The sequence below is a fragment of the Microbacterium sp. ZKA21 genome (assembly GCF_050434165.1).
Lineage (GTDB): Bacteria > Actinomycetota > Actinomycetes > Actinomycetales > Microbacteriaceae > Microbacterium.
In genome coordinates, this window is the sequence record NZ_JBNPVV010000003.1 from 374,352 (window position 1) to 396,656 (window position 22,305).

Sequence of the window (22,305 nt, forward strand, 5' to 3'; positions counted from 1 at the left end):
GGATACGGTGGGAGTGTGACGACACACGATCAGGTCCTCCTCGACGGCGGAACGTTCCTCATGGGTTCGGACGATTTCTACCCGGACGAGCGCCCGGTGCACGAGCGCACGGTCACCCCGTTCCGCATCGATCGCTACGAGGTGACCAACGCGCAGTACGCCGCGTTCGTCGATGACACCGGCTACGTCACGATCGCCGAGCGCGAACTCGACCCCGCCGCGTTCGAGGGAGCCGACCCCGCGGACCTTGTTCCGGGCTCCATGGTGTTCACGCCGACGGACGGCCCGGTCGACCTGCGCAACTGGCGCAACTGGTGGCGCTGGCAGCCCGGGGCGTTCTGGCGCCGGCCGTTCGGACCCGACTCGTCGATCGACGATCGGATGCAGCATCCCGTCGTGCACATCGCCTTCGAGGATGCGAACGCCTACGGCGACTGGGCAGGGCTGCGTCTGCCCACCGAGGCGGAGCACGAGTACGCCGCGCGGGGCGGGCTCGAAGGCAAGCGCTTCGCGTGGGGCGACGAGGCCTACCCGGAGGGCGTCGCGCAGGCCAACTCCTGGCTCGGGCGCTTCCCGTACGACAACCAGGGGGTGGGGGATGCCGCGCCCGTCGGCTCGTACCCCGCGAACGGGTACGGCCTGTTCGACATGATCGGCAACGTGTGGGAGTGGACGAGCGACTACTACACCCAGCGTCACCTGCGGCTGTCGGACAAGCCGGTGGATGCCGGTAAGCGCACCAATCTGCTCGCCGCGGCGAGTGCGCTGAGGGAATTCCCGGAGATCCCGAGGCGGGTGCTCAAGGGCGGATCGCAGCTGTGCTCCCCGGAGTACTGCCTGCGCTTCCGCCCTGCCGCACGATCACCGCAGGCGGAGGACACCGGGATGAGCCACATCGGCTTCCGCTGCGCGAGCGACGCCTGACGCCCTCCTCGCTCGTTGAAGCGGGTCAGGCCGGGAACACCTGCGACCAGTCATCGCGCACGCTGATCACCGTGAGGTCGTCGGCCGCGAGCGCCTGCTCCGCGCCCTTGTCGTAAGGCGTGTCGCCGCGGTCGGTGTCGTCGTCGTGGTGCACGAGCAGCGCGAGACTGCGCGGGCTGCCCTGCGCGAACCGCAGCATCGGCAGATCGCCGTTCGAGTTGCCCGCCGCCAGGATCGGACGGCGACCGGTGCGCATCCAGATGCGGACCGGCTTCTCGGGGCCATCGTCGAAGTACGCCAGCTTGGGCGCGTAGCGCACGACGTTGGCCTCTTCGTCGTACGTGAGCCCGAGTCCGGTTCCGATCACGCGTTCCGCGGGGATGCCGTAGTTCGCCACGGTCATCGGCCGCATGAAGTCGCGCTCGCCGCCGGAGACGATATACGCGGTGAAGCCGTTCGCCTCGAGGTACCGCACCAGCTCGACCATCGGCTGGTAGACGGTGAGCGAGTACGGCGTACCGAGGGAGAGGTGTCGGGCGTCGCGATAGAACTCCTCGACCGACGCCGCGTAGTCCTCGACGCTCAGACCGGCGGAACTGCCCGCGACCGCGGCGATGAGCACGCCGAGATCGGCATCGTCTCCGGCGTAGTGCTTGTCCACCGCTGCTCCGAGCCACGCGAGGTCCCCGGATGCAGCCGCTTTGTACGGCTGCTTCTCGGTGAGCGTCGGGTCGGCTTCAGCCGCCTTCTTCCATTCGCCGAGCAGGTAGTGCAACTGGGTGACCATGGGCTTCTCGGTCCACAGCGTGCCGTCGTTGTCGAAGACTGCGACGCGCGCGTCGGGAGCGACGTAGTCGGCGCCGCCCTCGTCGGTCACGGCCGCGACGAAGTCGATGATCGCGGTGCGGGTGGCGGTGTCGCGCCACGAAGGCAGGATGTCGGTCATGGAGTCCTCCTCGGATCTGGCTCTGACCCTATCGCTCGCGTCGCCGGCGGGAGCACCGCTCGCACCCGACGGGTGACGCGATCAGAGCAGTCCCGCGATGCCCTTCTGCAGCTGGATCGCTCCGATGACGAGCAGCAGTGCGGCGTTGAGGACGTGAGTGTTCCCGGCGATCCACGTGCGCACGCGATCGAGCAGCGGCTGCGCGTTCTCGCCACGCGCGAGCACGTAGAGCACGGGGAGCGCGATCGGGAGCGCGCCGATCACGATGAACCCCGCGGCGAACAGCATCTGCGCGGAGGCGTCGAGGCCCGAGAGCGAGATGTCGAGGGCGGCGATGATGGCGCAGGACGCGTCGACGGGGTTGAGGACGAACAGCCCGATGCCGAGCAGGAACGTGCGCGCCGGCTTGAACGTCGACACCGTCTGCAGCCAACCGGGGAGCTGCGGCGACGCCGCGACGACCTCCTGCGGGGTGGTGGCGTTAGACATCTGCGCGATGTGCACCCGGCCCTTGCGGTACACCCACACGGCCGCCGCGAACAGGAAGACGCCGATGACGGTTCGCAGCACCGCCACCCAGAGGGGCGGCTCCGCGAGCGCATGAACTTCGAACACGTCGAACAGCCACAGACAGACGACGGTCAATCCGGCAAGGCCCACGAGCCAGCCCAGCAGATAGGCGATGCCGTTCGATCGGGCGCGCTCCGACAGCAGCACGGCGACGAGGGCCATGATCGCGAGCGGGCTCAGCACGACGCCCAGCGTCACTGGGATCAGAGAGAACACCAGCTCGGTCATGGGTGCCTTTCGTCTCGATGGGGTGCGTGCTCACTCTGGCACTCAAGCACGCTTTTGGACAGAGCCGGGAGAAAGCGCTGTTGAGCATTGTTCCGTAACGCGTGCTGTGCCACGGTGGACACGAAGCCGTCGGGTACGACGGCTTATGAACGGGAAGGGCGATCCCGTGAGTTTGCGGATGCGAATGTGCATCCGTGGCCGCGGGGCGCCCTGACCACACCAGAGAGGTTGACCGTGAGCTCCGTCCATCGTTCTGCACTTCCGATTCCCGACCTCGCCTACACCGGCACCGTGACGTACGACGCGACGGACCCGGACACCCACTACCCGCCGATCACACCGGTCCGTCCGCCGGATGGAGCGCCGAACGTGCTCGTCGTCCTCATCGATGACACGGGATTCGGCGCATCGAGCGCTTTCGGCGGCCCGGTTCAGACGCCCACCTTCGAGCGCATCGCGTCGCAGGGGCTGAAGTACACGCGATTCCACACGACCGCCCTGTGCTCGCCCACGCGTGCCGCCCTGCTGAGCGGTCGCAACCACCACACCGTCGGCATGGGCGGCATCACCGAGATCGCCACGTCTGCGCCCGGCTACAGCTCGCTGCGCCCGAACGACTGCGCCCCGCTCGCCGAGACGCTCAAGCTCAACGGCTACAGCACCTCGCAGTTCGGCAAGTGCCATGAGGTCCCCGTGTGGGAGTCGAGCCCGATGGGGCCGTTCGACCACTGGCCGACCCCGGGCAACGGATTCGAGTATTTCTACGGCTTCATCGGCGGCGAGACCAATCAGTGGTACCCCGCCATCTACGAGAACACCTCGCCGGTCGAGCCGTGGGGCACGCCCGAAGAGGGATACCACTTCATGGGCGACATGACCGACAAGGCGATCGGATGGATGAAGCAGCGCAAGGCGCTGACGCCCGACAAGCCGTTCTTCACGTATTTCGCGCCGGGTGCGACGCACGCCCCTCACCACGTCCCGCAGGAGTGGGCCGACAAGTACAAGGGGAAGTTCGACCAGGGCTGGGATGCCCTGCGCGAAGAGACGTTCGCCCGGCAGAAGGAGCTCGGCGTCATCGCCGCCGATGCAGTGCTCACCGAGCGCAGCCCCGGCATCCCGGCGTGGGACGAGATGAGCGCGGATCTGCACCCCGTCCTCGCTCGTGAGATGGAGGTGTACGCGGGGTACCTCGAGTACGCCGACCACCACGTGGGACGACTCATCGACGCGCTCGACGAGCTCGGCGAACTCGACAACACGCTCGTCTACGTCATCATCGGCGACAACGGCGCCTCCGCCGAGGGGACGATGAAGGGCACGACCAACGAGGGCTTCGTCATCAACCACATGGACGCGATGGAGGACGACGCGTACATGATCGCCCACAAGGACGAGCTGGGCACGCCGCAGTCGTACAACCACTATGCGATCGGCTGGGCGCACGCGATGGACACGCCCTACCAGTGGACCAAGCAGGTCGCCAGCCACTGGGGCGGCACGCGCAACGGCACGATCGTGTCCTGGCCGAACGGCATCGCGGCCCGAGGCGAGATCCGCAATCAGTTCGCGCACGTGATCGACGTCGCCCCGACGGTGCTCGAGGCGGCCGGCATCCCGGAGCCGTCCTCCGTGAACGGCGTGACGCAGCGCCCCTACGAGGGCACGCCGATGAACTACTCCTTCGACGATGGCGACGCCGATGAGCGCCACACGACGCAGTACTTCGAGATGCTGGGCAACCGCGCCATCTTCCACAAGGGCTGGGTCGCCTGCGCGAAGCACAAGGACCCGTGGCTCGGTTCGTCGCACGGTCTCGATGACGACGTGTGGGAGCTCTACAACGTCGAGGAGGACTGGACGCAGTCGAAGGACCTCGCCGCCGAGCACCCGGAGAAGCTCGCCGAGCTGCAGCGTCTCTTCCTGATCCAGGCGGCCCGCTTCAGCGTGCTTCCGATCGATATCCGGTCGGCGGAGCGCTTCAACTCGGAGATCGCCGGGCGCCCGGAACTCGTCAAGGGCTCGTCTCAGACGCTGTACACCGGAATGAAGCGGCTGAGCGAGAACTCCGTGATCAACCTGAAGAACAAGTCCTTCACGATCACGGCGTCGATCACGGTTCCGGATGCCGGTGCCGAGGGAGTCCTGATCGCCCAGGGCGGCTCGTACGGAGGATGGAGCTTCTACGCGCACGAGGGCGGCCTGCGGTTCGCGTACAACATCCTCGGAATCAAGACGGATGTGGTCGCAGGCGATGTGAAGCTGGATGCCGGAACGCACGAGGTGCGCGCCCACTTCGCCTACGCCGGTGGCGGCGTAGGCAAGGGCGGCACGGTGTCCCTCTACGACGGTGAGACGCTGGTCGCCGAGGGCGAGGTCGAACGGACGCTGCCGTTCATGTACTCGATGGACGAGACGGTCGACGTCGGACAGGACGTCGCCTCACCGGTGTCGCCCGACTACGGCGCGCGCGGCAACGAGTTCACCGGTGAGATCGGCTGGGTGCGGCTGGACGCGGGCGACGACGACCACTCGCACCACGCCGACCCCGACCATCTCATGACGATCGCGATGGCGCGGCAGTAGCGAGCCGCCGACGCGGCATCCGCGTGAGTGCCGGGCTCAAGCGGATGCCGCGTCCAACCCCTCCCGGACCGAGTCGTGAGCGCGACCGTCGTGTTCCAGGGACGCATACCAGGACGTTCTGCGTGCGATCACGCGCGCGGCCTCCGGCAGCTTGGCCAGATGCAGTGTGATACCGAGCTGGGACAGTTCGCGGTCGAGGTCCTCGAGGGCGTCGAGAACGGTCACGGTGACGATGTCGAGGCGCTCGACATCCAGCACGACCGCAGTGACCTGTTCGGGCTGCGTCGTCGCGAGGGCGATGATGGCGCGCTCGTTCTCGAGGGCATTGGCCGTGTAAAGTCCTCGGCCGAGGTGGATTCCGATCGCCGATCCGCGGCGATCGACGATGTCGAGCTTGGGGATGTTCAGCTCCCGCAGCACGAGGACGAGCGTCACGACCACTCCGACGGCCACGGCGGCGAGCAGTCCGACCGACAGGCCGATGAGCGCGACGACGAGCGCGATCCAGAAGTCGCGGGGGCTGATGCGCGCCCACCGGACCAGTTCGGGGATGTTGATGAGCCCGGCGACCGCGACGAACACCATGGCCGCCAGTGTCGCCTGCGGCAGAAGGCTGAGCACCGGTCCGAGGAACAGCGACACGAGGATCGCGAGCGCGACGGTGACGAGGGTGGACACCTGGGTCTTGGCGCCCGCGGCCTGATTGACGGCGCTCTGCGAGAACCCGCCCGCGGATGGCATCGTCGTGAAGAACGCGCCGACGACGTTCGCCGCGCCGGTCGCGAACAGCTCCTGGTTGCTGTCGATTTGCGGCTCGGTCGCCTTGCGGATGCCGCGGGCGACCGCGGCCGATTCGAGGAAGGCCATCACGGCGATCGCAAGGGCCCCCGGCACGAGATCCGCCAGATGGGCGAGGTCGGGCAAGCGTGGCGTCGGGATGCCGGAAGGAACGGGGTCGATGAGCGCGACGCCGGCCGCGGTCAGACCTGTGAAGGCCGCGAGGAGGATGCCGCAGGCGACGACGATGAGCGTCCCCGGCACGCGGGGCGCGAACTTCTGCAGCACGACGAGCACGACGATCGACCCGACTGAGAGCGCGATGGTCGCCGCGTTCGCGCTGCCGAAGGCGTCTCCGACCGCCAGGAGCGATCGGATGAATCCGTCGCCGGAGACATCGCCTGTCTCGCCGAGCAGTTTCGGCAGCTGCCCGACCGCGACCGTCGCGCCGACGCCGATCTTGATGCCGAGCACGGTCGCCGCGCTGATGTTCTCCACCAGGGAGCCCAGCTTGAAGATGCGCGCGAGGAGAAGTGCGAGACCGACGAGCAGCGTCAACGTCACGAGCGAACCCAGCGCTTGATCCGGATCGTCTGCGCTCGCCGCGACACCGGCTGTGACCAGTGTCGTCGCTGTGAGCGTCGCGATGGTCGATGTGGTCGAGACGCTCATCGCGCGACTTCCGCCGAGCAGCGCGTACACGAGCATCGGGATGATGCAGGTGTACAGGCCGACCTGCACGGGCAGGTTCGCGATGGTCGCGTACGCCATCGCCTGAGGGATCACGACGGCTCCGGCGGAGAGCCCGCCGACGACATCGGCTACCAGCCATTCCCGCCGGTAGCCGGAAAGCGAGGGCAGCAGCCAGCCCGGACGGTCCTGGTGCGAAGACGTAGAGGTCACATGCGCGAATCTACCGGGCAGCACCGATCATGCGTCACACTTCAGGAGTGAACTCCCTTCTCCTCGCCAACCTCGGTTGGGTGGCCAGCGCGATCATCGTGCTCGTCATCAACATCGGCGCGCTCATCATCATCCCGAAGGGGCGCAAGCCCACGGCGGCCATGTCGTGGCTGCTGCTGATCTTCCTGCTGCCGATCGCGGGGATCGTGATCTTCCTGCTGATCGGCAACGTCAAGCTGCCCAAGAAGCGCCGGGCCGAGCAGGCGCAGATCGACGGCATCATCCGCGACCGCGTCGCCGCGGGCGACTTCGCGGTCGACACGTCCGAATGGCCGACCTGGTTCACCCGTGTCACCGCGCAGAACACCGAGCTGACGAGCTTCCCGCCGGTCGGCGGCAACACGGCCGAGCTGATCGACGACTACGAGGCATCCATCATCGCGATGGCCGAGGCCATCGACACGGCCGAGACGTACGTGCACGTGGAGTTCTACATCGTGAGCTGGGACGAGACGACCAGGGTGTTCTTCACCGCGATGGAGAACGCCGTCGCGCGTGGTGTCACGGTGCGCCTGCTCGCCGACCATATCGCCTCGCGCAAGGTCGCCAAGGCCGATGAGACCTTCGCCGAGCTCGACCGCATCGGCGTGCTGTGGAACTGGATGCTGCCGGTGCAGCCCCTCAAGGGCAAGTACCAGCGCCCCGATCTGCGCAACCACCGCAAGCTCGTGGTCGTCGACGGGCGCATCGCGTTCGTCGGCTCGCAGAACCTCATCGACCGCTCCTACAACTCGCCGAAGAACATCAGCCGCGGGCTCAAGTGGCAGGAACTCGTCTCGCGCGTCACGGGTCCGGCGGTCACCGAGATCGACGCGGTGTTCCTCTCCGACTGGCTGATCGAGACCGGCGAGCAGCTCGACGAGATCGTTCCGGCCTCCGAAGTCGAGGCATCCACCGCGCCGGACGCCCTGGTGTGCCAGCTCGTCCCGAGCGGACCGGGCTACGAGACCGAGAACAACCTGCGGCTGTTCCTCTCGCTCATCCACGGCGCCACCGAGCGGGTCATCATCACCAGCCCGTACTTCGTTCCCGACGAGGCGATGGTCTACGCCATCACGATCGCCCGCCAGCGCGGACTCGAGGTGCAGCTGTTCGTCTCGGAGCTCGGCGACCAGGGCATGGTCTACCACGCGCAGCGCTCGTACTACGAGGCGCTGCTCGAGGCGGGCGTGCGGATCTTCCTGTACCCGGCGCCGTTCATCCTGCACTCCAAGCACTTCTCGATCGACGACGACATCGCCGTGATCGGCTCGAGCAACATGGACATCCGCTCGTTCACGCTGAACATGGAGATCTCGATGCTGGTGCGCGGCGCCTCGTTCGTCGCGCAGATGCGCGAGGTCGAACAGGCCTACCGGGATGCCGGTCGCGAGCTCACCCTCGAGGAGTGGCGGCGGGAGCCGGCGAAGTCGACGTTCCTGGACGGCGTCTTCCGGCTGACCTCGGCGCTGAACTGACCGTCGGCGTCAGGCCGGCGGGAGGCGCAGCACGTCGCCGGACTCGTCTGTCGTCAGGTCGTCGGAGATGCGGATGCTGCGGGCGAGGTCATCCAGCGCCGGAAGCGTCGTGCCGAACCGCTCGCGGTCGCCGCTGAAGGCGCTGAGCGTGATGAGGTGCGTTCCGGTGTCCCACGTGTAGGTGGCGAACGGCGGGTCGTCCGGGTTCGGCGGCACCGGCATGACGAGCTTCTCGCCGACGCCGAGCGCCGTCGGGAACGCCTCGGTGTCGTCGTACTCCATCGGCATCATCGCGCGGGCGGTGCGCACCTGCGGGGTGAGCTCGACCACGCCGGCCATCGCGGCGAGGAGCTCGGGGTCCGCCTTCCAGCTCCACACCAGGCGCGTGCCGTTCGCGCTCATGAGCGTCCGCGGCGCGAGGCGCTCGACCAGCCAGCCCAGGGCGGGCCCGGGGCCGCCGGCCTGCTCGAAGGCGCGTCGAGTCTGAGCCGTCATCAACCGGAAAGCGGCCTTGCGGTGGCGACGGCCGCGCAGTCCGGACGGCCAGGAGACGGGCGCCCAGAGGGTCGGATCGGCGGATGCTGTCAGGCGCATGGCTCCACGCTAGGGGAACGCGCTGGGATCCGCGTGTGTGCGACGTCGCACACCCCAGCCACGGCCCGCGCCACGTCCCGGCATCTACTCGGGTTGTGCGCCACCTTTCTGAGAATGCGCCTGTTGTCTACTGGCGCGAACTCGGAAAGGTGTAGCAGAACCGGCCAGGGGGGAGCACGATGGGCGCCATGGCGACGTTGACGGATGTGCGCGAGATCGCGATGGCGCTGCCCGGCGTCCAGGAGCGCACCGGTGGCCACACCGGTGCGCCGGAATGGAACCTGCGCAGCGCATCGATCGCATGGGTGCGCGGACCGACGAAGACGGACCTGCGCAGGCTCGCTGAACTCGGGCGTTCCTGGCCGGAGGGCATGGTGCTCGGCATCCGCGTCGCCGATCTGCAGGAGAAGGAGGCTCTGCTGGCGGCCGAGCCGGACGTCCTGTTCACGATCCCGCACTTCGACGGGTATCCGGCCCTGCTGGTCATGGTCGACGTGATCGACCGCGACCGGCTGGCGGAGCTGATCTGCGACGCCTGGCTGATGCGCGCGCCCGCGCGCGATCGGAAGGCTTGGCTCGCCGAACGCGGGCTCGAGTGAGCTTCAGCCCTCGAGCAGGAACGGCCGTGACGCGGCGAGGAACGACCGAGGATCGTCCGCCCACAGCCGCACCCGCGTGACCTCGTGCGCACCGCCGCGCGGGGCGAGCCCCGGTAGGCGGATCGGCGTCGGACGCTCGAGTTCGATGAGGATGTTCGTCTCGTCCTGCATCCGCTCGGCGTACTCGCCGCCGGCGACGCGCGGGCTCTTCGGCTCGTCGACCCGCTTCGCGATCTCGACGGACGCGACCGCGCTCCACGGGATCGCGACGTCGACCTCCAGGCCGTTGCGGATGCGGATGCCGGTGGGGCCGACCGCGTGCGGACGCTGCAGCATCGCGCACAGCAGCCCCAGCATCCAGGTCAGTCCCCAGAGGCCGAGGATCAGCACGCCGATGCGCACGGCGGGCCACGGATGAACGATGAGGTCGAGGATCGGGATCTCGATCGCCGAGAGCACGATGAAGATGATGAGCACGGTCAGGACGGGGCGGTGGTAGCCGATGCCGGTGCCGCCAGGTTCGATCGCCGGACGGCGCACGATCGCGCGGCCCATGCTCGAGTACACCCGAAGCTCGGCGTGCAGGGCGCGCTTCGCCAGCGAGACGAGCCGGCGGACCCGTGGCGGGCGGGTGGTGGTGTCGGTCATGATCGGCGCTCCGAGGATGCGGCCGCGGGGGCCGCGGGGGACGCGGCGGCCTCGTCGACGAGCGCGGCGAGCTTCGCGATCACGCTGTCGAGTCCGCGCTCGAAGGCCGCGCGATCCGCCGGTGCGATGGCGGCGATGAGATTCTCGTTCAGCTCGACGTGATCGCGCTGCATCCGCTCCATCATCGCGGTCGTGGTTTCGGTGAGCTCTACGAGCACCGCTCGGCGGTCAGTCGGGTGCGGTGTGCGACGGACATGGCCGGACGCCGTGAGGCCGTCGACGAGTCCGGTGATGTTGCGGGGGCTGACGTCACACGCGACCGCGAGCGACTGCTGCGTCGACGGACCGCTGTGGGCGAGCACCCACAGCAGGTGGACGCGCGCCTGGGTCAGGCCGGTGCCGTCGAAAGCCCGCGCCATGTCGCGCTGGAAGAGGTCGGCGATCTGCAGCAGGCGGTCGAGGAGGAGCGGTTCCATATTCATGATGGTACTGCATAGTTACCATACTTCACTAAATTCGTCCGGCCGCCTCCGCGGCCTCAGCAGGGCGCTCGGGTAGAGTTGCCTGCGCCCGACCAGGCACCGAATCTCCTTGGCCGCCCGACCGTAAGGCAGCATCTCCGTGACTTCACCCGACGATCCGATCGACCCGTCGAGCGCTCCCGTTTCCCGTCCGCTGAAGATCGTCATCGGCTGCGACACCTTCGCGCCGGACATCAACGGCGCGGCCCGTTTCGCCGAACGGCTCGCCGCCGGGCTCGTTCAGCGCGGCCATGAGGTCCACGTCGTGGCGCCCAACCAGGCCTACCGTCGGGCACGGGCGCACACCGAGGTGATCGAGGGCGAGCGGATGACGCTGCACCGCCTGCCTTCGGTGCGCTGGCTGCCGCACGACTGGCTCCGCTTCGTCTGGCCGTGGCGCTCCAAGCACTACGCGCGCGAGGTGCTGGATGCCGTGAACCCCGACGTCGTGCACATCCAGTCGCACATCATCATCGGGCGCGGCCTGGCCCGCATCGCGAGCGAACGAGGCATCCCGGTGGTGGCGACGAATCACGTCATGGCCGAGAACATCCTCGACCATTCCGCGTTCCCCGATGCCATCAACCGGCCGATCATCACGTGGGCCTGGGGGGACGCGGGTCGCACCCTGAACCTCGCCCGCGCCGTCACGACGCCGACGCGCCGCGCGGCGGACTTCCTGGAGCGCACGATCGACATCCAGGGCGTGATCCCGGTGAGCTGCGGCATCGACCGCACCCAGTACACGCCCGTCGTGGCGCCCCGCGAGAAGAACCGGATCATCTTCGTCGGCAGGCTCACCGCCGAGAAGCAGATCGAGGTCATACTCCAGGCGATGACCAAGCTGGACCCCGCACTCGACGTGCACTTCGACGTCGTCGGCGGCGGCGACCAGCGCAAGAGCCTCGAGCACCTCGCGACGCAGCTGGGTCTGGCCGACCGGGTCGCGTTCCACGGCCGGACGAGCGACGAGGAGCTGCGCGCGCTGCTGTCGCGCGCGAGCCTGTTCGTGATCGCATCGATCGCCGAACTGCAGTCGATCGCGACGATGGAGGCGATGGCGTCCGCGCTTCCGATCGTGGCGGCGGATGCCGTGGCGCTGCCCCACCTCGTCCACGACGGCGAGAACGGGTACCTGTTCGAACCGGGGGATGCCGAAGAGCTCGCGGCGCGGCTCACCGACGTGCTGACGGCGGAGCCTGCCGAGTACGAGCGGATGCAGCGCGCCTCGCTCGACGGCGTCATCGTGCACGACATCAACCGCACGCTGGATACGTTCGAGGCGCTGTACCGCGGCGATTCCCTGCCGGAGTAGCGGCATGCACATCGTCCTGTTCGGCGATCAGCACCTCGACTCGCTCGGCGGGGCGCAGGTCTCGATGCGGTTGCAGCGACGGTTCCTGGAGCGCGCCGGGCACACCGTCACGGTCGTGGCGCCGAGGATGCACGTCTCCCGGTCCGGTTCCCTGAGCTCGTCGAAGGGCGACCCCGCCTACCTGGACACCCCGTCGATGCCGATCACGCTCGACCGCGAGTATTCGATGACCTGGCCGGGCAACCGCGTCGACCGCTACCTGGATCGTGCATTCGTCTCGCGGCCACCCGTCGATCTCGTGCACGTGCAGGCCGACTTCTGGGGTGCCTTCATCGGGCACCGGTTCGCGCATCGTCACGGCATCCCGGTCGTGCACACGATGCACAACCGCGTGGATGTCGGGCTCGCGGCCGTCACGCCGCTGCATCGCCCGGTGCTCGCCGTGCTCAACGCGTGGCGACGCGCGGCGATGCGGGGGATCGGGGCGCAGGTGCCCGGTGCCGATGGCTGGGCGTATCTGCGGGGGATCGCGCAGGAGTCCGGCGCCGTCACCGCGCCCTCGGGGCACTTCGCCCGCCGGCTCGAGCAGCACGGAGTGTTCGACGCCGTGGACGTCGTGTGGAACGGCATCGACGACGACCTGCTCGATCGGGTGCTCGCGACGCGCGGCACCCGCGAGCCCGGTCGACCGCGGTTCGTCTGGCTCGGACGCATGAGCCCGGAGAAGCGCCTGCTGCCCTTCCTCGAGGCCGTCGTGGCCTCCGGCGTCGACGCCGACATCGAGATCATCGGCGGCGGAGGCCAGCTGCGCGCGGCCGAGCGGATCGCGCGCGGTCACGACGGCATCCGATTCGCCGGACGTCTGCCGTATGCCGAGACGCTGACGCGCATCGCCGCGGCGGATGCCGTGGTGCAGACCTCGATCGGCTTCGAGACGCAGGGGATGACCCCCTTCGAGGCCGCCGCCCTCGGCACGCCGACGATCGTGTGCGATCCGGACATCGGTGCGGAGCTGCGCGGTGGACAGTGGCTCGTGCCGGCATCGGATGCCGCCAAACCCGAGCGGGTGGCGGCGCTGGCCGAGACGCTGCGGGTCGCGGCATCCGAGATCGCCGGCGGCACCGCTCCTGTTCCGGATGCCGCGGTCGCCGAGGCGTTCCGGCAGTCGTCGCGGACTGCCGCGATGATCGCCGTGTACGAGCGGGTCCTCGCGGGCTGACCCGATTCCCGGCCCCACTCGACGAGCAGGGGCGCAAGCTGTCGCGTGCGTGCTTGTGAGGCGGCCGTTTGCGGCCGCTTTCACCGCGCGCGCCAGCGCGCTCTGCGCAACACGCAGCGGTTACGCTTGCCCCGTGACCAGCCCCGCACCTTACGCCGACCGATCGTTCTCGCCGAGCCTGCGCGTACTGCTCTCGCTGGCCGCGGCGGTGGTCGTGATCGCCGGGCTCTCGTTCGCGCGCGAGATCGTCGGACCCATCGCGCTCGCCATCGTCATCGTCGTCATCTGCGAACCGCTCCGTCGCCCGCTCGAACGCCGCGGCTGGCCGGCCTGGGCGGGATCGGCGGCCGTGATCGCCGTCGCCTACATCGTCCTCGGCATCATGGGGCTGCTGCTGTGGTTCGCGGGCAATCAGTTCGCGCACCTCGTGGTCGATCTCGCGGCCGACGGCGGGCTGTCGCAGCGCCTCGACGAGACGGTCGGCTGGCTCGAGTCGATCGGCGTCGCCGGCGAGGCGGCGGATGCCGCGGCATCCGCTCTGGACCCGGCGACCCTGCTGAGGGTGGCGTCCAGCATCGGCGGAACCGTGCTCGCGGTGGCGACCGCACTGTTCTTCGTCTTCGCGTACATCATCTTCATGGCGATCGACGCCTCCCGCTACCGTCAGGCGGGCGTTGTCTTCCACGCGACGCACGGACCGGTGATCGCGCGGATCGCGCACCTGAACAGCGGCATCCGCCGGTACTACATCGTCAATGCGTCCTTCGGCGCGATCGTCGCCGTGATCGACGGCCTGGCGCTGTGGGCGATGAACGTCCCCGGCGCGGTCGTCTGGGCGGTGCTGGCGTTCGTGACGAACTTCATCCCGAACATCGGATTCGTGCTGGGCGTCATTCCGCCGGCGATCCTCGCGTTCTTCGTCGGCGACTGGCCGCTGCTGCTGGGCGTCCTGATCGTCTACAGCGTCGTCAACGTGGTGCTGCAGGTGCTGGTGCAGCCGAAGTTCGTCAGCGATGCGGTCGACCTGAGCCTCACGCTGAGCTTCTTCTCCGTGATCTTCTGGACCTTCGTGATCGGTCCGCTCGGTGCGATCCTGTCGATCCCGCTGACGCTGCTCACGCGGACGCTCGTGCTCGAGGGCAACTCCGATGCCCTGCTGCTGCGGTGGGCATCCGGGGATCACTCCGCCGTGCCGCCGCCGGAGCCGGAGCCGGCGCCGGCTCCCGTGCGCCGTCGGCGACGCTGGCCCTGGTCGCGGTGACCGGCAGGATTCAGAAGTAGCCGATGAACGCCCGGCCGAGTCCGTTGATGATGATGCTGCCGAGGGACCCGACGATGACGGCGATGCCGATGCCGACCGCGATGCCCGCCTGGCCGTGCGGAGCAGCAGGCCGTCGAAGCCCGGCGATCCCGAAGCCGAGGGCGAGACCGGCGACGGCGAGCACGATGAACGAGCCGAGCCAGTTCGCGACCTCGATCATCGCGTACCCGCTGCTGTAGTCGTAGCTGTAGATCAGTGCCGTGTTGGCCAGTGTCGAGACGAGCCCGAGCCCGACAGCGATCAGTCCGAAGATGAATCCGAGGCGTCCCGGCGCATTGGTGCTGCCGGCTCCGGCCGCAGACGGGTATCCCGACGGCATCGAACTCGCGTTGAGCTGATACCCCTGCGGCTGTGCGTGCTGGCCGGCCGGTGCCCCGTAGCCGGGCTGTGCGGCGAACGGTCCGGATGACGGCTGCTGCGGCTGCGCGTACGGCGGGACCTGTGGCTGCTGGTGCTGCTGGGGGTCGCTCATGACGCCGAGCATAGTCGCCGGGTGGCGCGCTCAGCGATAGGTGGTCACCGACTCCGCCCGGCGCAGCGCGTCGTCGTCGCGACCGGCGACACGGGTCCAGTCGGTGTCGCGTCGGCGGTATCCGTCGCGGCGCACGTCGATGATCGTCCAGACGATTCCCCAGACGGAGAGGGCGATGAGGAGCGTGACGATGATCATGGCAGAAACGCTACGCTCGCGTGATTCGCGTCACGAGTGGCAGAATGGACATGATCCGTCGTAAAACTGCCATGATGGGTGGTGGTGGAGAAAGGGTGCTCATGGAGACCGTGGCCTGCATCGTCCAGGACGGATTCGCGCCGTTCGAGTTCGGCGTCGCCTGCGAGGCGTTCGGGCTCGATCGATCGGATGACGGCGTTCCGAACTTCGACTTCCGCGTCGTGGCGCCGCACCCGGGTGCGATCGGGTCGAAGCTCGGGTTCTCGATCAATGTCGAGAACGACCTCGCGTTCGCGTACGACGCCGACCTCGTCGTGGTGTGCCCGCTGCCGCGCGAGCGCTGGGGCGACATCGACCCGCTGATCCTCGATGCCGTGCGCGCGGCGCATGAACGCGGGGCGTGGGTGCTCAGCGTGTGCAGCGGATCGTTCATCCTCGCGGCATCCGGAATCCTGGATGGCAGGCGGGCGACGACGCACTGGATGTATGCCGACGTCATGGCCGAGATGTACCCGCAGATCGACGTCGACCCCGACGTGCTGTTCGTGCAGGACGGGCGGATCATCACCAGTGCAGGGACCGCCGCCGGATTGGATGCCTGCCTGCATCTGCTCCGCCAGGAGATCGGCGCCGAACTCACGAACCGGGTCGCGCGGCGCATGGTGGTGCCGCCGCAGCGCGACGGCGGGCAGGCGCAGTTCATCGATCGTCCGCTGCCGCTCGTGCAGAGCGACTCGCTCGCGCTCGTCACCGACTGGGCCATCGAGAACCTCCGTGAGGACCTCTCGGTCGAGCAGCTCGCGCACCGCGCGCACATGTCGCCGCGGACGTTCGCTCGTCGGTTCAAGGCCGAGCACGGCGCGACGCCGGCGGCCTGGCTGGCTCGGCAGCGCATCATCCAGGCGCAGCGGATGCTGGAGCGCACCGATCTCGGCCTCGACCGCATCGCCGCGGAGTGCGGGTTCGGATCCGCCGCCGTCCTGCGGCAGAACTTCGCCCGCGTGCTCGGCACGACCCCGACGGCCTATCGCGCGACGTTCTCGTGCACGCGGGACGAGTCCGCGGCCTGAGCCTCGGGCCGCCCGTGATCTGCGGGCGGACGTGCGTGACGGTGTGCGCCGCGCCCGGGCCGAGCTTGTGGCGACGGAGCGGAAAGACTTCCGATAGTTTTCCGAAACTCTTGCGTCTCGGCATCCCGCCGTCCTATCTTTTGTTGCGAACGCAAACATACGCGACGCAGCACGGCGTCGCGGACGACGATGATGTCAGGAGATCTCCATGCGCCGATCGATCCGATCGATTCTGGTGGCCACCGCCACCGCAGCCCTGGTGCTGCCGCTGTGCGCCGTGACCGCGGCCAACGCCACGCCTCCGGGATTCAGCAACGCCGACAAGGGCGCACTGCGCAACCAGGCCCCCGCCGACCTCGCCATCGGCAGCGCGGTCTGGGGGCGGAACCAGCTGATGGACTACGACCGCAAGGCGCCCACCGAGTACCAGCGCGTCCTCGGTGCTCAGTTCTCGTCGCTGACGCCGGAGAACGACATGAAGTGGGACGCGCTGCGTCCGACCGCCGACACGTACGACTTCGAATCCGCTGACGCCCTGGTCGCCTTTGCGAAGGCGAACCACCAGGAGGTCCGCGGGCACACGCTGCTCTGGCACAGCCAGAACCCGGCGTGGGTCACCGAGGCGAGCAGAACATGGACGTGCGACGACGCGCGTGCCGTGCTCGAAGATCACATCCGCACCGTGGTCGGTCACTTCAAGGGCGAGATCTACGAGTGGGACGTCGCGAACGAGATCTTCCAGGACACATGGGACAACGGCGGCGTGAAGCTGCGCACCGAGGCGAACCCGTTCCTGAAAGCATGCGCCGATGATCCGGTCGGTCTGCTCGTGGACGCGTTCACGTGGGCGCATGAGGCGGATCCGGATGCCGTGCTCTTCCTCAACGACTACAACGCCGAGGGCATCAACGAGAAGACCGACGCGTACTACGCGCTCGCGCAGGAGATGCTCGACCGGGGAGCTCCGCTCGGCGGCTTCGGTGCGCAGGCGCACCTGAGCCTGCAGTACGGCTTCGACACCTCGCTGCAGGCGAACTTCGAGCGCTTCGCTGCACTCGGGCTCAACGTCGCCATCACCGAGGCCGACGTCCGCATCCCGCTCCTGGACGGCGAGACCGGTCCGACCGCCGAACAGGTCGCGGCTCAGACCGAGCGCTACGACGCCCTGCTCCAGGCCTGTCTGAACGTCGATGCGTGCTCGTCGTTCACGGTCTGGGGGTTCCCGGACGCGAACTCCTGGGTGCCCGACGTCTTCCCCGGCGAAGGCTGGGCGACGCCGTTCGAGGACGACTTCACGCCGAAGCCCGCGTTCCACGCGATGCTCGAGTCGCTCACCGAGGCGACTCCGGGGACGTCCCCGCGTCGCTGATCCCGGTTCGAATCGCTCGATTGACCCTGATCCGGGAGGATCGCGGGTCAATCGAGCGATTCGAGCTCACTCCGCCTTCCAGTGGCCGGGGGACGGGAGCGCCTCGTCGTGCACCTGCACCCCGGCATCCGACACGGTCGCCGTGCAGAACAGCAGGGACTGCGTCGGATAGCCGTGCGGCCGGTTGTCACGGATGATCGCGCGGTCGTCCTCGGCCGACAGCTCGGTCGTCTCGGCGAGCAGCGGCACCCACGCATCCGGATCCGTCGCACGGAACCGCGGCAGCCAGGCGGCGATACGCGCAGTCGCCGGGTCGTCGAGGTCGTCATGCGCGATCATGTGCACCCCGGGGGCGATCGGGGTCTCGCGCAGCGCGATCCCGTCCCAGGAGATCACGCGCGCGGCATCCGGAGTCGCCTCGAGCAGGTTGAAGCCGTGCATTTGCGGGATGCCGGTGGGAGAGCGGCCCATCACCGACTCGAGCGCGAGCGATCCGCGGGATGCCGCGTCCGGCAGATCGAGCACGTCCGCACGATTGAGCAGCACGGCGAGGCGATGCTCGGCGGGATTCACCGCGAGCCAGGCTCCGCCCGCGCGGCGGTCCCGGATGCCGATGACGCCCGGGTACTCGGCAGGCCACCACGCGCCGACGTGATCCCACGCGCGCTGGGGATCCTCATCCCGTACGGCCAGGAGGCGCGAGCTTCCGGCATCCGCCACGTCGATCACCACGGTGCACACGGTCGCCAGCCTATCCGCGCACGCGACGGCCGTCATCCGCCGATGTAGCTCATCTCGATCCGCTGGCGCTTCTCGCGCAGCTCGGGCGTGAGCGTGGCACGGATCTCGGAGTAGCGATCGTCTCTGCCTGCCCAGATCGATGCCATCGCCGCCGAGAGCTCGTCGTCATCAGCGCCGCCGCGCAGCAGGGCACGCAGATCGTGGCCCTCGGTCGCGAACAGGCAGGTGAAGAGCTTTCCCTCGGTCGAGATCCGCGCCCGGTTGCAGGTGCCGCAGAAGGCGTTCGTCACCGACGAGATGAGGCCGATCTCGCCGCCGCCGTCGACGTAGCGCCATCGCTGCGCGGTCTCACCGGCGACCACGGCATCGACGGGCTCGAGGGGGAACAGCCTGCCGATCCGCTCGACGATCTCGGCGGCGGGCACGACTTCCTCGAGTGCCCAGCCGTTCGACGTGCCGACGTCCATGTACTCGATGAAGCGCAGCGTGTACGGGGTGTCCTTGAAATGAGCGGCCATCGCTTCGATCTCGCCGTCGTTGAGCCCGCGTTTGACGACCATGTTCAGCTTGATCGGGTCGAGACCGGCGGCATGGGCGGCGTCGATGCCGTCCAGCACGCGCGAGACCGGGAAGCGCACATCGTTCATGCGCTGGAACAGCCCGTCGTCGAGGGAGTCGATCGATACGGTGAGCCGGTCGAGCCCGGCATCCTTCAGCGCCTGGGCCTTGACCGTCAGGGCCGAGCCGTTCGTGGTGAGCGCGATCTCGATGCGTCCGCCTTCGGGCGTGCGCAGGGCCGCCAATCGGGCGATCAGATCTTCGAGGCCGCGGCGCAGGAGCGGTTCGCCCCCGGTGAGGCGCAGCTTGCGCACGCCGTGGGCGACCGCGACCCGCGCGATGCGCTCGATCTCCTCGAAGCTGAGCAGTTCGTCGCGATCGAGGAACGCGTACTCCGTGCCGAACACCTCTCGGGGCATGCAGTACACGCAGCGGAAGTTGCAGCGATCGGTCACGGAGATGCGCAGGTCGTGCAGAGGCCGGCGGTGACGATCGGAGAGGGTTCCCGTCGCGGGCAGGCGCGACGCGCCCGGCGCCCGCGGCGTGAGCGCAGCTGTCGACCGGTCGGACATGATCGCCCCTTTCGAGGGGCAACACTACACCGGTGGGACCCGACGGTCGGCCGCAGAATCTCGCATCTCGGAAAACATGTTTCAGAAAGGTCTGGACGCATCCGGAGCGCGCTGTTACAGTCGAACCGCCGGGCGACCAACGAGGGTCGGCTGGCGCAGGAAGCAAAACCTAGCGGTTCGACGTATATCTCGAGGGACGATCTGGCCACGGGCAGGTCCGAACGGAAGCCGTATCACTGCGACGACAGCAAGGAAGCCTTCATGAGCAGCATCAGCATGTCCGTCACCGATTCGCAGCCCACACCGGCCGAATACCTGGCCAGGGCCGTCGCGCTCGCCACAGAGAACGTCCGCAACGCCGGAGGTCCGTTCGGCGCGATCGTCGTCTCGGCGGATGGGCGGGTCTTCGAGGGTCTCAACAGAGTGACAGCGAATCTCGATCCTTCGGCGCACGCCGAGGTGACGGCGATCCGCAACGCCTGCCAGGGGCTCGGCACCTTCGATCTCACGGGCGCCACGCTCTACACGAGCTGCGAGCCCTGCCCGATGTGCCTCGCCACCTCGCTCTGGGCCCGCATCGACCGGGTCTACTTCGCCGCCGACCGCAATGACGCGGCCGCAGCCGGCTTCGACGACGCGGTGTTCTACCGCTACTTCGAGGGCGGTGAGGACGACCGAGCGATCATGCCGGTCGGCCAGGAGCACCTGCCCGCTGAGGAGCGTGTCGCTCCGTTCACCGAGTGGAACGGCAACTCGTCCCGCATCGACTACTGACGGCACCCGCCGCAGACCCACCCCGCCCGTCCCGACGTCTGCCGTCTCGACATCCGGCGACCCTTCCCATCCCTTCCGCATGACAACCGCTTGGAGCCGACGATGTCTTCACATGTCTTCAACGACCCAGAGACCGGCGCGACCCCCGCGCCGGAGCTCCCGCCCCTGGCCACCGGCGCCACGACCACGGTCGACGCCGAGCCAAGGAATGCCGTCGACCGCTTCTTCGAGATCACCCGGCGCGGATCGACGTTCGCCCGTGAGATCCGCGGCGGCATCGTCACCTTCGTCACGATGGCGTACATCGTGATCCTGAATCCGCTCATCCTCGCCGGCGTCGACGACGTCGCCGGCAACGCGCTCGATCCGGCCCAGATCGGGGCGGCCACCGGCCTCACCGCCGGAGTCATGACGATCCTCTTCGGCCTGATCGCACGTCTGCCGTTCGCGCTCGCGGCCGGCCTCGGCATCAACTCCTTCCTCGCGGTCTCGGTCGTCGGTCAGGTCACCTGGCCGGAGGCGATGGGGCTGGTGGTGATCAACGGACTCCTGATCGTGCTGTTCGGAGCCACCGGCATCCGCACCGCGATCTTCAACGCGGTGCCCGCACAGCTGAAGGCCGCGATCACAGTCGGCATCGGCCTGTTCATCGCGTTCATCGGGTTCGTCGACTCCGGCTTCGTCACCCGCACCCCCGGCGGCCCGCCCGTGCAGCTCGGCGACGCCGGGTCGATCACCTCGGTGCCGACGCTCATCTTCCTGCTCGGCCTCGTGCTGATCGGCGTGCTGGTCGCGCGCAAAGTACCGGGCGGCATCCTGATCGGCATCGTGGCGACCACGATCGTGGCGATCATCGCGCAGGCGATCCTCAAACTCGGACCGAGCTTCGAGGACCCGAGCGGATGGCACATGACCATCCCCGAACTGCCGAGTTCGTTCGTGACCATCCCCGACTTCGGGCTGATCGGGCAGTTCGACCTCTTCGGCTCCTTCGGCCGCATCGGCGCTCTGGCTGCGACCATGCTCGTGTTCACGCTGGTGTTCTCCAACTTCTTCGACGCGATGGGGACCATGACGGGTCTGGCGAAGAACGCCGGCCTCGCGTACAAGGACGGCACCTTCCCGCGCCTGCGCTCGGCCTTCGTCGTCGAGGGTCTCGGGGCCGTCGCCGGTGGCGCGACCTCGACCTCGTCGAACACCGTCTACGTCGACAGTGCGTCCGGCATCGGCGAGGGGGCGCGCACGGGTCTCGCGGCGGTCGTCGTCGGCATCCTGTTCCTGCTGTCGATGTTCTTCACGCCGCTGACGCTCGTGGTGCCGATCGAGGTGGGATCCGCGGCTCTCGTGGTGGTCGGTGCGATGATGATGGGCCAGATCAAGGAGATCAAGTTCACCAACTTCGCCGTCGCGCTGCCGGTGTTCCTCACGATCGTGACGATGCCGCTCACCTACTCGATCGCCAACGGCATCGGCGTCGGCTTCATCTCCTGGGCTCTCATCAACGCGCTCTCCGGTCGCGCCCGCAAGGTGCACTGGCTGATGTGGGTCGTCGCCGCCGGTTTCGCACTGTACTTCGTGCGCGGACCGATCGAACAGGTCCTCGCGGGCTGAGACGCGTCCGCAGAAGACCCCCGGAGCTTCGGCTCCGGGGGTCTTCCGCGTGATTCCGGATGCCGCGGGCGATCACACGCGGCATCCGTCGCGTGTGCGACCGTGTTCCCGATGCTTCGGGTCGCACTTCGTGTCGCTATGACGCGGCCTTAGCGACATGAACTGCGACCGGAACGTTCGGACAGGACGCGGAAGCGACATGAACTGCGACCGGAACGCTCGGACAGAACGCGGAAGCGACATGAACTGCGACCGGAAGATCGGCCTGGGTG

21 protein-coding genes are annotated in these 22,305 nt (G+C 68.3%); 11 read left to right on the forward strand and 10 right to left on the reverse strand.

Features of this window, described 5'->3' with window-relative positions; genetic code table 11:
• The first annotated feature begins 15 nt into the window (after window positions 1-15).
• The gene (locus M2317_RS09145) at window positions 16-924 is read left to right on the forward strand and encodes a formylglycine-generating enzyme family protein (protein WP_429459388.1); all 909 of its coding nucleotides are present in this window, start codon (window positions 16-18) and stop codon (window positions 922-924) included.
• Window positions 925-949: 25 nt separating this feature from the next.
• Here M2317_RS09145 and M2317_RS09150 read toward each other — a convergent pair whose 3' ends face one another.
• Window positions 950-1,870: an HAD family hydrolase gene (locus tag M2317_RS09150; protein ID WP_429459390.1), complete on the reverse strand. Its 921-nt coding sequence runs from the start codon at window positions 1,868-1,870 to the stop codon at window positions 950-952.
• Window positions 1,871-1,951: 81 nt separating this feature from the next.
• On the reverse strand, window positions 1,952-2,668 hold the full coding sequence (locus M2317_RS09155) for a GAP family protein (RefSeq protein WP_429459392.1): 717 nt from the start codon (window positions 2,666-2,668) through the stop codon (window positions 1,952-1,954).
• Between the two features lie 228 nt (window positions 2,669-2,896).
• Here M2317_RS09155 and M2317_RS09160 point away from each other — a divergent pair, with 228 nt between their 5' ends.
• Window positions 2,897-5,254, forward strand: a complete 2,358-nt coding sequence (locus M2317_RS09160; RefSeq protein WP_429459394.1) for an arylsulfatase — start codon at window positions 2,897-2,899, stop codon at window positions 5,252-5,254.
• Window positions 5,255-5,290: 36 nt separating this feature from the next.
• On the opposite strand, the gene M2317_RS09165 is transcribed toward M2317_RS09160, so the two are convergent.
• The gene (locus M2317_RS09165) at window positions 5,291-6,934 is read right to left on the reverse strand and encodes a SulP family inorganic anion transporter (protein WP_429459396.1); all 1,644 of its coding nucleotides are present in this window, start codon (window positions 6,932-6,934) and stop codon (window positions 5,291-5,293) included.
• A gap of 29 nt (window positions 6,935-6,963) precedes the next feature.
• Between M2317_RS09165 and cls the strand changes: the two genes are divergently transcribed.
• Window positions 6,964-8,451, forward strand: a complete 1,488-nt coding sequence (gene cls, locus M2317_RS09170; RefSeq protein ID WP_429459398.1) for a cardiolipin synthase — start codon at window positions 6,964-6,966, stop codon at window positions 8,449-8,451.
• A 9-nt stretch (window positions 8,452-8,460) separates the two neighbouring features.
• Here cls and M2317_RS09175 read toward each other — a convergent pair whose 3' ends face one another.
• Complete coding sequence (locus M2317_RS09175) at window positions 8,461-9,045, reverse strand: hypothetical protein (protein ID WP_429459400.1); 585 nt, start codon at window positions 9,043-9,045, stop codon at window positions 8,461-8,463.
• Between the two features lie 188 nt (window positions 9,046-9,233).
• Between M2317_RS09175 and M2317_RS09180 the strand changes: the two genes are divergently transcribed.
• On the forward strand, window positions 9,234-9,644 hold the full coding sequence (locus M2317_RS09180) for an MmcQ/YjbR family DNA-binding protein (RefSeq protein ID WP_429459402.1): 411 nt from the start codon (window positions 9,234-9,236) through the stop codon (window positions 9,642-9,644).
• 3 nt (window positions 9,645-9,647) lie between these two features.
• Here M2317_RS09180 and M2317_RS09185 read toward each other — a convergent pair whose 3' ends face one another.
• Both M2317_RS09185 and M2317_RS09190 read right to left on the reverse strand, forming a co-directional pair.
• Window positions 9,648-10,292, reverse strand: coding sequence for a hypothetical protein (locus M2317_RS09185; RefSeq protein WP_429459403.1), 645 nt, complete (start codon window positions 10,290-10,292; stop codon window positions 9,648-9,650).
• Window positions 10,289-10,768, reverse strand: coding sequence for a MarR family winged helix-turn-helix transcriptional regulator (locus M2317_RS09190; RefSeq protein WP_429459404.1), 480 nt, complete (start codon window positions 10,766-10,768; stop codon window positions 10,289-10,291). Before M2317_RS09190 ends, M2317_RS09185 begins: the two co-directional genes overlap by 4 nt.
• 145 nt (window positions 10,769-10,913) lie before the next feature.
• Here M2317_RS09190 and M2317_RS09195 point away from each other — a divergent pair, with 145 nt between their 5' ends.
• The 3 genes from M2317_RS09195 (at window position 10,914) to M2317_RS09205 (ending at window position 14,608) form a co-directional block, all read left to right on the forward strand.
• Window positions 10,914-12,128 carry a glycosyltransferase gene (locus tag M2317_RS09195; RefSeq protein WP_429459407.1) on the forward strand — a complete coding sequence of 405 codons (1,215 nt, stop codon included), beginning with the start codon at window positions 10,914-10,916 and terminating at the stop codon, window positions 12,126-12,128.
• 4 nt (window positions 12,129-12,132) lie between these two features.
• Window positions 12,133-13,347 (forward strand): glycosyltransferase family 4 protein, encoded by a 1,215-nt coding sequence (locus M2317_RS09200; RefSeq protein ID WP_429459409.1) that lies wholly within the window; start codon window positions 12,133-12,135, stop codon window positions 13,345-13,347.
• 133 nt (window positions 13,348-13,480) lie between these two features.
• Window positions 13,481-14,608, forward strand: a complete 1,128-nt coding sequence (locus M2317_RS09205) for an AI-2E family transporter (RefSeq protein WP_429459411.1) — start codon at window positions 13,481-13,483, stop codon at window positions 14,606-14,608.
• Window positions 14,609-14,618: 10 nt separating this feature from the next.
• Here the strand turns inward: M2317_RS09205 and M2317_RS09210 are convergent, their stop codons facing one another.
• Together M2317_RS09210 and M2317_RS09215 are read right to left on the reverse strand one after the other, a co-directional pair.
• Window positions 14,619-15,140 carry a hypothetical protein gene (locus M2317_RS09210; RefSeq protein WP_429459413.1) on the reverse strand — a complete coding sequence of 174 codons (522 nt, stop codon included), beginning with the start codon at window positions 15,138-15,140 and terminating at the stop codon, window positions 14,619-14,621.
• Between the two features lie 30 nt (window positions 15,141-15,170).
• The gene (locus M2317_RS09215; protein WP_429459414.1) at window positions 15,171-15,338 is read right to left on the reverse strand and encodes a hypothetical protein; all 168 of its coding nucleotides are present in this window, start codon (window positions 15,336-15,338) and stop codon (window positions 15,171-15,173) included.
• 101 nt (window positions 15,339-15,439) lie between these two features.
• Between M2317_RS09215 and M2317_RS09220 the strand changes: the two genes are divergently transcribed.
• Both M2317_RS09220 and M2317_RS09225 read left to right on the forward strand, forming a co-directional pair.
• Window positions 15,440-16,408, forward strand: coding sequence for a GlxA family transcriptional regulator (locus M2317_RS09220; RefSeq protein WP_429459575.1), 969 nt, complete (start codon window positions 15,440-15,442; stop codon window positions 16,406-16,408).
• A gap of 208 nt (window positions 16,409-16,616) precedes the next feature.
• Window positions 16,617-17,777, forward strand: coding sequence for an endo-1,4-beta-xylanase (locus M2317_RS09225; RefSeq protein WP_429459416.1), 1,161 nt, complete (start codon window positions 16,617-16,619; stop codon window positions 17,775-17,777).
• A gap of 66 nt (window positions 17,778-17,843) precedes the next feature.
• Here M2317_RS09225 and M2317_RS09230 read toward each other — a convergent pair whose 3' ends face one another.
• Window positions 17,844-18,518 carry an NRDE family protein gene (locus M2317_RS09230; RefSeq protein WP_429459418.1) on the reverse strand — a complete coding sequence of 225 codons (675 nt, stop codon included), beginning with the start codon at window positions 18,516-18,518 and terminating at the stop codon, window positions 17,844-17,846.
• A gap of 32 nt (window positions 18,519-18,550) precedes the next feature.
• Entirely contained in the window at window positions 18,551-19,648 is a 1,098-nt protein-coding gene (gene moaA / locus M2317_RS09235) for a GTP 3',8-cyclase MoaA (protein WP_429459420.1), read from the reverse strand.
• 276 nt (window positions 19,649-19,924) lie between these two features.
• On the opposite strand from moaA, the gene M2317_RS09240 reads away from it, so the two are divergent.
• A complete protein-coding gene (locus M2317_RS09240; RefSeq protein ID WP_429459577.1) occupies window positions 19,925-20,422 on the forward strand; it encodes a nucleoside deaminase in 498 nt (165 codons plus the stop codon).
• Between the two features lie 102 nt (window positions 20,423-20,524).
• Window positions 20,525-22,033 carry an NCS2 family permease gene (locus M2317_RS09245; protein ID WP_429459422.1) on the forward strand — a complete coding sequence of 503 codons (1,509 nt, stop codon included), beginning with the start codon at window positions 20,525-20,527 and terminating at the stop codon, window positions 22,031-22,033.
• The last annotated feature ends 272 nt before the right edge of the window (window positions 22,034-22,305 follow it).

Bases quoted from the DNA above. Each gene is read 5' to 3' on its own strand.
- M2317_RS09240 (WP_429459577.1), top strand. From the start codon at position 19,925: ATGTCCGTCACCGATTCGCAGCCCACACCGGCCGAATACCTGGCCAGG.
- cls (WP_429459398.1), top strand. From the start codon at position 6,964: ATGCGTCACACTTCAGGAGTGAACTCCCTTCTCCTCGCCAACCTCGGT.
- M2317_RS09155 (WP_429459392.1), bottom strand. From the start codon at position 2,668: ATGACCGAGCTGGTGTTCTCTCTGATCCCAGTGACGCTGGGCGTCGTG.
- M2317_RS09210 (WP_429459413.1), bottom strand. From the start codon at position 15,140: ATGAGCGACCCCCAGCAGCACCAGCAGCCACAGGTCCCGCCGTACGCG.
- M2317_RS09190 (WP_429459404.1), bottom strand. From the start codon at position 10,768: ATGGAACCGCTCCTCCTCGACCGCCTGCTGCAGATCGCCGACCTCTTC.
- M2317_RS09150 (WP_429459390.1), bottom strand. From the start codon at position 1,870: ATGACCGACATCCTGCCTTCGTGGCGCGACACCGCCACCCGCACCGCG.
- M2317_RS09225 (WP_429459416.1), top strand. From the start codon at position 16,617: ATGCGCCGATCGATCCGATCGATTCTGGTGGCCACCGCCACCGCAGCC.
- M2317_RS09175 (WP_429459400.1), bottom strand. From the start codon at position 9,045: ATGCGCCTGACAGCATCCGCCGATCCGACCCTCTGGGCGCCCGTCTCC.
- M2317_RS09220 (WP_429459575.1), top strand. From the start codon at position 15,440: ATGGAGACCGTGGCCTGCATCGTCCAGGACGGATTCGCGCCGTTCGAG.
- M2317_RS09245 (WP_429459422.1), top strand. From the start codon at position 20,525: ATGTCTTCACATGTCTTCAACGACCCAGAGACCGGCGCGACCCCCGCG.
- M2317_RS09180 (WP_429459402.1), top strand. From the start codon at position 9,234: ATGGCGACGTTGACGGATGTGCGCGAGATCGCGATGGCGCTGCCCGGC.
- moaA (WP_429459420.1), bottom strand. From the start codon at position 19,648: ATGTCCGACCGGTCGACAGCTGCGCTCACGCCGCGGGCGCCGGGCGCG.
- M2317_RS09215 (WP_429459414.1), bottom strand. From the start codon at position 15,338: ATGATCATCGTCACGCTCCTCATCGCCCTCTCCGTCTGGGGAATCGTC.
- M2317_RS09185 (WP_429459403.1), bottom strand. From the start codon at position 10,292: ATGACCGACACCACCACCCGCCCGCCACGGGTCCGCCGGCTCGTCTCG.
- M2317_RS09200 (WP_429459409.1), top strand. From the start codon at position 12,133: ATGCACATCGTCCTGTTCGGCGATCAGCACCTCGACTCGCTCGGCGGG.